General features: G+C 55.9%; 11 protein-coding genes. 8 read left to right on the top strand and 3 right to left on the bottom strand.

Features of this window, described 5'->3' with window-relative positions; genetic code table 11:
* The first annotated feature begins 422 nt into the window (after window positions 1-422).
* The 5 genes from MHY87_RS03990 (at window position 423) to MHY87_RS03970 (ending at window position 5,990) form a co-directional block, all read left to right on the top strand.
* Window positions 423-1,109, top strand: a complete 687-nt coding sequence (locus MHY87_RS03990) for a response regulator transcription factor (protein ID WP_239349571.1) — start codon at window positions 423-425, stop codon at window positions 1,107-1,109.
* Between the two features lie 444 nt (window positions 1,110-1,553).
* A complete protein-coding gene (locus MHY87_RS03985) occupies window positions 1,554-4,346 on the top strand; it encodes a hybrid sensor histidine kinase/response regulator (RefSeq protein ID WP_239349569.1) in 2,793 nt (930 codons plus the stop codon).
* 2 nt (window positions 4,347-4,348) lie between these two features.
* On the top strand, window positions 4,349-4,837 hold the full coding sequence (locus MHY87_RS03980) for a chemotaxis protein CheW (RefSeq protein ID WP_239349761.1): 489 nt from the start codon (window positions 4,349-4,351) through the stop codon (window positions 4,835-4,837).
* A 50-nt stretch (window positions 4,838-4,887) separates the two neighbouring features.
* Window positions 4,888-5,271 (top strand): response regulator, encoded by a 384-nt coding sequence (locus MHY87_RS03975; protein ID WP_239349567.1) that lies wholly within the window; start codon window positions 4,888-4,890, stop codon window positions 5,269-5,271.
* Window positions 5,272-5,291: 20 nt separating this feature from the next.
* Window positions 5,292-5,990, top strand: a complete 699-nt coding sequence (locus MHY87_RS03970) for a protein phosphatase CheZ (protein WP_239349565.1) — start codon at window positions 5,292-5,294, stop codon at window positions 5,988-5,990.
* Between the two features lie 57 nt (window positions 5,991-6,047).
* Here MHY87_RS03970 and MHY87_RS03965 read toward each other — a convergent pair whose 3' ends face one another.
* The 3 genes from MHY87_RS03965 to MHY87_RS03955 form a co-directional block, all read right to left on the bottom strand.
* Window positions 6,048-8,813 (bottom strand): heparinase II/III family protein, encoded by a 2,766-nt coding sequence (locus MHY87_RS03965; RefSeq protein ID WP_239349563.1) that lies wholly within the window; start codon window positions 8,811-8,813, stop codon window positions 6,048-6,050.
* A gap of 68 nt (window positions 8,814-8,881) precedes the next feature.
* Window positions 8,882-9,499 carry a response regulator FixJ gene (gene fixJ / locus MHY87_RS03960; RefSeq protein ID WP_239349561.1) on the bottom strand — a complete coding sequence of 206 codons (618 nt, stop codon included), beginning with the start codon at window positions 9,497-9,499 and terminating at the stop codon, window positions 8,882-8,884.
* Window positions 9,412-9,855, bottom strand: coding sequence for a hypothetical protein (locus MHY87_RS03955; protein ID WP_239349769.1), 444 nt, complete (start codon window positions 9,853-9,855; stop codon window positions 9,412-9,414). Before MHY87_RS03955 ends, fixJ begins: the two co-directional genes overlap by 88 nt.
* Window positions 9,856-9,977: 122 nt before the next feature.
* Here MHY87_RS03955 and flgB point away from each other — a divergent pair, with 122 nt between their 5' ends.
* The 3 genes from flgB to MHY87_RS03940 are packed head-to-tail and all read left to right on the top strand — an operon-like array spanning window position 9,978 to window position 11,114.
* Window positions 9,978-10,364, top strand: coding sequence for a flagellar basal body rod protein FlgB (gene flgB / locus MHY87_RS03950; RefSeq protein WP_239349559.1), 387 nt, complete (start codon window positions 9,978-9,980; stop codon window positions 10,362-10,364).
* On the top strand, window positions 10,364-10,780 hold the full coding sequence (gene flgC, locus MHY87_RS03945) for a flagellar basal body rod protein FlgC (RefSeq protein WP_239349557.1): 417 nt from the start codon (window positions 10,364-10,366) through the stop codon (window positions 10,778-10,780). Before flgB ends, flgC begins: the two co-directional genes overlap by 1 nt.
* 1 nt (window position 10,781) lies before the next feature.
* The gene (locus MHY87_RS03940) at window positions 10,782-11,114 is read left to right on the top strand and encodes a flagellar hook-basal body complex protein FliE (RefSeq protein WP_239349555.1); all 333 of its coding nucleotides are present in this window, start codon (window positions 10,782-10,784) and stop codon (window positions 11,112-11,114) included.

Here is an 11,114-nt window from a genome sequence, read left to right as displayed (position 1 = left end):
CATGCGCCGATTTTGGCCCACCGAAGGCTTGCGACTCAGTAGGCCGGATTACGTAGCGGACGCTTTCGCGAATTACTTAGAAACGTAATATAGATTCATACTATTAACGGCTGCAATTGAAGTAGAAGCATCAATATCAAGCGCCAAAACGCCCTATAAACTCAATTGCTTATGCTGTTTCCAGGGATTCATCTAATTCTGATCCCGATTCTCCAAGCCGAGAACGGAAACGAATCTTAATTCGTTAACAGTTATTAATCTTTTCCCTCTTGACCCTCTGTCTCACTACGTATTGCCCCTCCAAACGAACAGGCATAGTTTTTGATTGCCGGATAAATAAGTATCCACCAAATGTGGCAAACAAACGGCGAGTTGTTCATTGAGTTGAGTAAGTAATTCATAGTGAAGGCTGGGGGCCTAGCATGTATATCGTTGTCGATGATCGACAGATAGTGACGTCAGGGTATGTGGCAAGCTTCAAAAGGGAAGGTGTATCTTCTATCGGCTTGTATTCGGGCGAGTTCAGCGAGTGGCTGGAAGCGGCGTCTGACACCGACATGGAAGCAATCCAGGGATTCGTTCTCGGCAGCTTTGATCAGCGCGCCAGTTATGCCGAGAGCATCCGTCGCCATTCCAAGGCGCCGATCATCGCGCTGAGCGATGTGCGCTCTCTCGAAGAAACACTGGAACTCTTTACGGCAAAATTCGACGATGTTGTTCGTAAGCCGGTTCACGTGCGGGAGATCCTCGCCCGTTCCCAGGCAGTGTGGCGACGGCTGAGCGTCAGCACGAGCAAGCCAGGCCAGAATGATAACGACCGGCTCAGGGTTTTCTTCGATGGTCGCGATCCGGAGGTCGATGGTGTGCCTCTTTCGCTGCCGCGCCGCGAGCGCCATATCCTCGAGTATCTCGTGCGGAAAAAAGGGCATCGCCTTACGAAGAAGCAGATCTTCGACAGCGTTTATGGCCTCTATAGTGACGATGTCGAGGACAGCGTCGTCGAAGGACACATCAGCAAGCTCCGTAAGAAGCTGCGCCAGCGCCTGGGCTACGATCCCATCGATGCAAAGCGCTACATCGGCTATTCCTACATGGGAGCCGTCTCCTGAATCCCTGATCCGCGGCAAGCGCCGCTGAAGGTATCGGAAGGATAATGAGAGCCGGGTCCGCTTGACCCGGCTCTTTGCGTTTGGAGCCTGTGACGGAGATTGCGCTCATGAGGGACGCCCTGAGTAGCGCCGCCTATCTTGCGTCCATCAGCAGATCAGCTTGACGCAAGATAGAGCCGGTAAGGTCAGCTGAACTCATCGTGATACTAAGCTCATGCCCATATCCCGTACGAAATTCTGCAGGTTGAGAGAGAACATCTCTGCCCCTCTCGATAACGACCCCTTCATCGCTGCAAAGGCGGTGATGGCGGATGTGGTGATCGCTCTTAGAAAAGATCAATCAGAACACAAACTTCGACGGCCATACCCGATCTAGGTCTTCCCGGCCCAGGCGTATGCAAACGAATGACAAACAGCTTTCCTAACCAGAGATGAGATACCGCGATGGACGACCTTCTCCTTGAGTTTCTCACAGAGACCAACGAGCATCTTGAAACGGTCGACGTGGAGATGGTCCGCTTCGAGCAGGATCCCAACAACCAGGCGATCCTCAGCAACATCTTCCGATTGGTGCACACCATCAAAGGGACCTGCGGGTTCCTTGGGCTCCCTCGGCTTGAGGCTCTTGCTCACGCGGCGGAGACCCTCATGGGCAAGTTCCGCGATGGGATGCCGGTCACGACAGCAGCCGTGTCGCTGATCCTGACGACGCTTGATCGGGTCAAGGACATCCTCGGCGAACTGGAACGCCATGGTGTCGAGCCGCAAGGAACCGATGATGACCTCATCGCGGCTCTCGACCACATGTCGAATGCAACGAGCCATGCACAGGCGCCTGCTCCTGTGTCGAGCGCGGCGCAAACGGTTGGAACGTTGGTCCCTCAGATTCTTGAGCGGGAGCTGAAGCCTGGCGAGGTCTCTCTCGATGAGCTCGAACGTGCCTTCCAGGAAGCGCCCGGCCCGGAGGACGAGAAGGCTTCCGGCTCTCTTGTCTATCAGGTTCTGGAGAGAGCGCTGAAGCCAGGAGAAGTATCTCTGGATGAACTGGAGCGTGCCTTCCGCGACGCACCGGGGCCAGAGACCATTGCTGCGGCAAAACCTGAGCAGACTGCACCTTCCGCGCAGGCGAATGCTTCTCCAAAAGTAGTCAAGAAAGACGTAGAGGCCTCGGATCAGCCGGACGGGGGAGAGGGCGTTGCCGGAAAGGCTCAAACGATCCGCGTGAACGTCGACACGCTTGAGCATCTGATGACGATGGTGTCGGAACTTGTTCTGACCCGAAACCAGTTGCTTGAAATCGCGCGCCGCAATTCGGAGGATTACGGTTACAAGGTGCCATTGCAACGCCTGTCTCAGGTGACGGCGGAATTGCAGGACGGCGTTATGAAGACGCGTATGCAGCCGATTGGCAATGCATGGCAGAAGCTGCCGCGTGTCGTTCGCGATCTCTCCAATGAATTGTCCAAGAAGATCGAGCTGATCATGCAGGGGGCGGATACCGAGCTCGACCGCCAGGTGCTCGAAGTCATCAAGGACCCGCTCACCCATATGGTCCGCAACTCGGCTGATCATGGCATAGAAAGCCCTGCCGATCGCCGTTCCGCCGGAAAGCCCGAGAAGGGGATCATCCGCCTGAATGCCTATCATGAGGGAGGTTCGATCACGATCGAGATTTCCGATGACGGCAAAGGCTTGAACTATGCCGCCATCCGCAGGAAGGCCGTCGAAAGGGCAGTCATCAGCGAATCCGAGCTTGAGCGGATGAGCGATGCTCAAGTCGCCAAGTTCATCTTCCATCCTGGTTTCTCGACTGCCGCTGCCGTGACATCCGTGTCCGGCCGGGGTGTCGGCATGGACGTGGTGAAGACCAATATCGAGCTGATCGGCGGGACGGTGGATATCCGCTCGGAGCAGGGGCGCGGCACGATATTCACCATCAAGATCCCGCTTACATTGGCCATTGTCGCTGCCTTGATCGTCTCGTCAAAAGACCAGCGCTTCGCCATTCCGCAGGTGGCGGTGTCGGAGCTCGTCAGGGTCTCGCCAGCCTCCGAACATTCCATAGAGCGGATCAATGGAACCCCGATCCTGCGTCTACGTGAACGTTTGCTGCCGATTGTTCCTCTTTCTAAGGTGATGAGGCTTTCGGATGTCGAAGATGTCGATACTGGCTTCGTGGTCGTCACGCAGGTGGCGCAGCAGCGCTTTGGCATTCTCGTCGATGGCGTCTTCCATACGGAGGAGATCGTCGTCAAGCCGATGTCCTCGAAGCTGAGACACATTCAGCTCTTCTCCGGCAATACCATTCTCGGCGACGGTGCCGTCGTCCTCATCGTGGATCCCAATGGCCTTGCGCGGATGGTCGGGTCGGAAGGGCAAAGCGACGAATTCCAGAGCGATCTCTCGCTGGAGCAGGCGATTGCCGCAGCCGAAGAGCTGACGAGCCTGCTTGTCTTCCGCGGCGGCAGCGACAGCCTGAAAGCCGTGCCGCTTTCGCTTGTCACGCGTCTTGAAGAGATTGATGCCTCGACGATTGAATGGGCGAGCGGACGCCCGGTTGTTCAGTATCGTGGCCGCCTCATGCCGATCGTCTCCTGTGATGATGAGCTTGAGGTAAAAAGGCAGGGGATGCAGTCCCTTCTAGTGTTCTCCGATGGGGAAATTTCCATGGGGCTTGCGGTGGCGGAAATCGTCGACATCGTCGAGGACAAGCTCGATGTGGAGCTTCTTGCCGAACGCTCCGATCTTGTGGGGTCGGCGGTGGTACGGGGCCGCACCACGGAAATCGTCAATGTCGCCCATTACCTGCCCCTCGTGCTCGAAACATGGTCCCGTTCGGATCAGAAGGACAAGCAGGGAAATTCCCTGCTTCTCATCGACGGGTCGAACTTCTTCAGAGACATGCTCGTCCCTGTTCTGAAGGCCGCGGGTTATCGCGTTCAAACCACGGCTACGGCTCAGGACGCCGCGCGCATGCTCTCGAACGGAGCTCAGCCGGACGTTATCATCGCCGACCTCGAGTTGCCTGGACATTCCAGCTTCGCCTTCATCGCAACTCTGCGTGCGGACCCTCAACATCGTTCAACGCCGGTCATCGGTATGACGTTGAGGCCGGACGCTCAACTGATCGCCCTCGCAAGGCGCTTCAAGATTACGGAAGTCGTCTCGAAGGTCGATCGTCGCGGGCTCCTTTCAGCGCTCGCGGAACTCAGTGGATATCTTGAAGAGGCTGCATGATCATGAAAGCCATGGATACGATTGCCTTCGACGCACCCAAGACTTTCTCAAGGGAGACGGAGTTCATCACGGTGACCGTGGCAGGCCAGTTGCTTGGAATGCCGATCGGCCGTGTTCATGATGTCTTCGTCGTCAACGAGATGACGAAGGTTCCGCTGGCGCAGATGGAAATTGCGGGCTTGCTCAATCTCCGAGGTCGTGTGGTGACGGCCGTTTCACTGCGCAGTCGGCTTAGCTTGCAGGATAACAGCAAGACAGGGCGGCGGATGGCCGTAGGGCTTGAGTACCAGGGTGAGGCATATGGCCTGCTCGTCGATGAGGTTGGCGAGGTTCTCAAGCTCAATTCCGACGAGATGCAGCCGAACCCCGTTCATATGGATCGACGTTGGGTGAGCCTGTCTCAAGGAGTACACCAGCTTCAAGGTCAGCTGATGATCGTTCTCGACGTGGATGCCGTTCTTGCTTTCGGCTCGGAGCGTGAGGCCGCTTAGCCATCGTTGTTCAAACTTCTCGTTCATGTAACTAGATAGGATATGCTACCGTGAGTTTAGACCTTTCAACTCCCGTCCTTGTGGTCGACGACTATCAGACCATGGTTCGGATCCTCCGCAACCTTCTCAAGCAGATCGGTTTCAACGATGTCGACGACGCCTCGGATGGACAGGCTGCCTTGGAGAAGCTCAGGGCCAAGAAATACGGTCTGGTGATTTCCGATTGGAATATGGCGCCGATGACTGGGTATGAGCTGCTTCAGCAGGTCCGCGCCGATGCCGATTTGGGATCTCTGCCCTTTATTATGGTGACGGCAGAAGCGAAGACGGAGAACGTCGTCGCTGCGAAAAAAGCCGGTGTAAACAACTACATTGTGAAGCCGTTCAATGCCGAGACGCTTCGTTCGAAGATTAGCGCTGTCTTCAGCGCATAACGACAAGTTTGGTGTGAGCCATGAACCCACGTAAGAGCTATCGCATCGAAGCTCACCTGGCATCACCTCCGGCTAACGAGGATATGCTTGAGCGCCATACCGAGATCATGAACATGCTCGGATCGATCAAGGAGGCTATTGTTCCAGCCAAGGAGCTTTCGGCTTCGTTCCTCGAAGAGCACCGGAAGGACATGCAGGAGGCGATGCGTCTTAAGGTCGAACTGGACTCGATCTATGAGGCGATCGAGCGCACCAAGCGGGAGATTGCAACACTCCGCTATGCCGGATCTCAGGGGCAGGAAATCAACCGGGTTACGGACGAACTCGGGGCCATCGTCATGGGTACGGAAACGGCGACCAATTCGATCCTCGCCGCGGCCGAACGGATCGATGAGCTGTCCGGCAATCTGGCGTCCCGCCTCTCGGGAGGAGATCAGGAATTCGCTCGTGAGATCTCCGATCAGGTGATCAGCATTTTCGAGGCCTGCAATTTTCAGGACATTACCGGGCAGCGTATCAGCAAGGTCGTGAATGCGATGAAGTTCGTGGAAGAGCGTGTTCACGAGATGATCCAGATCTGGGGCGGCCTCGAGAGCTTCAAGGATGTTGAAACCTTGGAGCCGGTTCGCGATGGTGATGAAGCGCTTCTGAACGGTCCCGCTTTGACGACAGACAAAGGCATCACGTCTCAAGACGCTATTGATGCCCTGTTCGGGTAACTACGGTTGGAATGGATGCTCTCCAGAAGCGTCCATTCCTGCTTGATCCGCCGGTGCTTAGGTAGTCAGGCGGCTGACGGTGTGCAGAACGTTCAATTTGTCTAACAGCCGTGAGAGTGAGCGGGCTGCTTTGTCGTTGACGGACAGCATGACACCGCCGCAGACGGCCTCGTGACCGGAAAATCGGTAGCTAAGGACGTTGGCAGGCTGCAGGCCGCCGGCCGCGCGGGCAACGAACCCTTGGAGTAATGATGGGCGGTCATTTCGTCCATTCTCGATGCTCATTCCATTGAACTGCCCTTTCACTGCATAGGGCGTGACCTTGAGCTTCTCGTTCTTGCGGTAGGCGACGCCCATTTGTGTCGCAGCAATGGCGACGATGATGTTCGTATCGAAGTGAAGAAATCCTTCGAAAGCAATAGGCCTGGGCTGGGACACAAAATGGTCGAGCACTGCGATGGCATCCAGGCCTTCCAAGGTGACGAAGATGCGGCGGTGCGCATATTCCGGCCCATACGCATTGCTGCCGAGCACGAATAGGGTTGCGCCTTCCAGCTCTTCCTGTGACTCGATCCACCCAATCCCCGCGAGCTGATCCCGGCCGTCGGGAAGGGCGATATTGTGGGCTCTCGATGATACGAGATACTGACGTCCCACGCCGGCATCATGGAGCTTTGAGCCTCTGGGATCGATGACCCAGGGTGCGCCGCCGGTCGAGTAAAGAAAAGATGCGCAATCGAAGTGACCATGTTCATGGTGCCGGCCACTCAGTGACGAGCAGAAGTAACTCCAATGAGCGTTTCGGTCATATCGGCGGACTGCGATGAGGCCCGCCTTCTCAGAGGAGAAAACTTTCTTGCCCGGAGGGTATGACAGTTCGGAGGCGAGCTCAGGATCCGATAGCAGGCCCGCGCCATAATCGGACAGAAGCCGCCGCAACCAAGCGGCATGATGAATGCCGTGAGGAGAATCTCCGAAAGGAGGAAGATAACCTGATGGGTCGGTGACAGCCACCAGCGGCCGCAGGCTTATCCTGATGCGTTCGGTCAAGTTGCGATGCAGCTCCGCCGTCTTTGCCCGGCCTTCAAGTTGACGGGCGAGAACGAGGCCCAGGGAGATGACTTCCAACTGGACGTGTGGGGATTGCTCGATGAATGTGCCGTTCTCGTCAAGAAAACGGTCGAAACCATCTTTCAGATGAAACAGAGCAAGAGATTCCCAGTAAGGCGCGAGAGAGATGCGCGGCAGGCATCTGGCCAAGGCAAGCAGAGCGCAGGCTGCGTGCAAATGCACAACGGAATGTGCGAAAATATTCTGGCCAAGAATCTCCGCAAGGGCAAAAGCATGCCGCACTGTCTCAGAAAAAAGAGTGAGGAACTCGCGGGATTTTACAGTCTTCTGGGACAGGGCGCTGCGGCATAGGAGACAAAGAAACATCTCGGCTCGTGCGGACAGCGCTCGAGGATGTGCGCTGATCGGGTCTTTCTGAGATCCCCAAGCATTGGCAAGCGACCAGGAGACTGCCAGCGCGATGGCTTGATTGAGATTGTCGGCCTTGTCTTCTTCGAGAAGGCTTTCAATCCAGGATAACGACTGAAACTCCAGTCTCCATGCTGGGGACAGAAAGGGGTCTTCCATCCATGCGGGCTGCTCCAGCAACGACCATTCCGGAAAGCTGCCAAGAGTCAGCATGCCTCCCGAAAACTCAGTCGTTCCGCCACGCTGCATAGCCTTCAGTTTAGCCTGGACGGTCTGCGGGGAGGCCAATGCTTTCGGATCGATCATCTTTCTCACCTGAGTTGAGAAAGATGCCGGCTCGTTCGGGGACTGCGACGGGTCAAGCCGAGCCATCAGGTGTCTGAGGAATGTCACGGCATCAGGGGAGTTCTCGTCAGAGATCGCCTCCAGCGTGAGATCATCTTCAAGCGACACTTCGAGAGGGCCAGCCAGTTCCATTCCGGTCTGGGCGTGCCAGGTTTGAAATCCGACATCGACACTGGCGGCTTCAGGCGGTGGGATGAGATCCAGAGTGAAGCGCCGCGCCTGCCGATGAACCGGAATGCCGATAAAGGATCCTACGGAAGGCGCTGCCGACGTCTCCGGATAAGGAGGCGGAAGTTCTGCTCCTTTGGCATTGCGATAGACAATGCGAGCCATCGCACCGTCTGGTCCAAGGTTCTCATTGATGATCTGCCCACGGATCAGAAGCCTCCGTTCCGGAATCACAGAGAAGTTGATCCAGATCGGCTCAGCGTTGAAAGAGCGCCATGTGCGGCGAGCATTCAAGGGACGCAGAGCGTTGGATACCCGTGCCGGATCGGCGCTCTCGTCGCTCGCCTCATCTTCGGCCGCAAGCCTCTGAAGCAGACGTGGGTTACGGACGATGAATGGATGGGAGTTGCGCCAGCTCCGGATGTTGACTGCAATCTTCTTGGTAGGGGAGGGAATGAAGAAGCCAAGCGATACCCTGCTCCCCCAACGTCCATGATCGTGGTAGTCGGGGCCATTCACATACCAGCTGTGAGGATCGATCTGAGTTTTGGTCAGGCCAGGAACATATGCGAAGTCGATGCTTGAGCCATCTTCCGTCAGAAAGTCCACTCCGATTGCCGCAAAATCATGGGCGGAAAGATTCTCCTCTTGAGAATTCCATTCCAGGTAAAAGCTGAGTTCGCACCACGCGTCATGCTCGACGCTCTCGAAATTCAACGCAACGCGTGACCAGCGATTGTTGTTTGAAACGAGATAGGATGGGTCTGTCGTGCCCGGATTCTCGCCGGAGCTGTCGGTCTGGGTCGGGAGCAGGGTTTTTACGGAGGCCATCAGGCGGTGCAATCCATCACGTGAAGAATGGTCCTGGATACGATGCTTGGCCCATCTGGTGTCGAGCGCTAGCTGGCCGGCGCCTCGACAAAGAGGGCCATGCGGATCAACTCGGACAGATTCCGGGCTTCCATCTTGGCCATGACGTTCGAGCGATGAATCTCGACCGTGCGGATGCTGATATTGAGCTCGTGGGCAATGACCTTATTGGCCTTGCCCGCAACGAGGCAATCGAGAACCTGACGCTCGCGCTGCGTGAGAGATTGCAAGCGGGCTTGCGTCTTCAGCAATTCCTGACTTCTGCGAACACTTTTCTCGTCGCATACGAGGGCGAAGCGAACGACTTCAAGAAAGCGGTCTTCGCGAAAAGGCTTCTCCAGAAAGTCGATAGCACCGGCCTTCATGGCCTCAACGGCAAGCGGAATATCGGCATGGCCTGTCATGACGATGACAGGCACGTTGAGATCGCGCTCGTTCAGGCGGCGAATGAATTCAAGTCCATCGATTCCCGGCATGCGCACATCTGTTACAATGCAACAGCGGCCAGGATCTCTGACCTCTTTCAGAAAAGACGTGGCGGAGTCGTACAAACGGACATTTAAACCGGCAGACACGAGCAGAAAGGAGAGCGCTTTGCGCACTCCGACATCGTCATCCACCACATAAACAACCGCCCCAGTCGACATTGGGCTTTTTCTCCTAATTTTTTGTCAGGGGAGAGGGCAGCTATTTTCAGGTGAGTGCCGAAGCGAATATGATCATCTGTCATAGCCCCCCAAGCCGTCTGACAGTTGATGTGGTCAATCACAATCTCAATTTTTTGCTCGTAGCTTTCTCGGCATGCTTCTTCAAGACCCCAATGCATGGCCAAGCTGCTACCAAATGTCGATTGGCGGTTGTGCGTGCAATTTACTCTGCGCTTGTGATCGGAAGGCCACAAGGCACGTCTCCTCGAAATTAAATCAACCAGATCGAGAGGCAGAGCTAATTTTAAATAACGTAATAACATAAAAAAATCTGCGCCTCTCTGAACTGACTTCATCCTCAAAGATAATCCTCTCATTGCGGATAGGCGGTCCAAGCGATTTTGCTCCAGGACCAAGTCAGCCCCATGCAAGGTTACACGCGTAAATGCATCTTCGACCATGATGGTTGGAGATCACTGTGACATCACCTGTCTACCTTTTCGATCTGGCGTCCAGGCAATCGCAATGGCTTTCTGCACGCCAGGCTACGATCTCAGGAAACATCGCCAACGCAAACACGCCCGGGTACCGCGCGAAAGACGTCGAGCCCTTCTCCGATATTCTGGACAAGACGAAGTTGGCCATGGCGGCCACCAGCAACGGGCATATCGGCTTCGACGCATCTCGCCCTGAGGGGATGAAGGTGAAGAAGACGGATACCTGGGATACTGTCCATTCGCGGAATTCCGTCAGCGTCGAGCAGGAGATGATCAAGGCCGGTGAGGTGGATCGCCAGCACTCCTTGAATACGAGCGTGGTCAAGGCATTCCACCGCATGCTGATGTCGAGCGTGAGGACAGCGTGATGGTCGACCCTCTCATTGCCTCAGCGAAACTTTCAAGCGCAGGTCTCGAAGCTCAATCGGCGCGCTTGAGAGTGATCTCCGAGAACGTCGCGAATGCTCAATCCACCGGGCGCACACCAGGCTCCGATCCCTACTCGCGAAAGACGATCACTTTCAAATCTGAACTCGACCGCGCCATGGGAGCCTCTTCGGTTTCTGTGAAGGAAATCGGAAAGGACGAGACGCCGTTCCCGGTAGAGTACGATCCCGGAAATCCTGCAGCAGACGAAAACGGCATGGTGAAGAAGCCGAACGTCAACATGCTGATCGAGATGGCCGACATGCGCGAGGCCAACCGCTCGTACCAGGCCAACCTGCAGATGATGAAGCAGGCTCGCGCCATGATCTCCGCAACGATTGACCTTATGAGAGGCTGATATGATCAGCGCAGCATCCTCCATCTCATCGATGATCGAGCGTCCGTCTGCGGTCGCGTCCGCGCCTGCGGCTGCAATCAAGCTGCCCTCGAATGCATCCTCGGCCGGCGTTGCTCAGGTCAGCTTTCTCGACACGATGGCGCAGGTCGCTTCATCGGCGATCGACACCTTGAAGGCCGGCGAGGCATCGTCGATTTCCGGCATCCAAGGCAAGGCATCCGTGCAACAGGTGGCTGAGGCTGTCATGGCCGCAGAACAGACGCTTCAGACGGCAATCGCAATTCGCGACAAGGTTGTTGCCGCCTATCAAGAAATTTCGCGGATGGCGATCTAA

Origin of the sequence: Microvirga sp. ACRRW (assembly GCF_022346925.1) — a bacterium.
GTDB lineage: Bacteria > Pseudomonadota > Alphaproteobacteria > Rhizobiales > Beijerinckiaceae > Microvirga.
The sequence above is the reverse complement of the archived record's forward strand: the minus strand, read 5'-3'. Positions and strand labels throughout refer to the sequence as shown.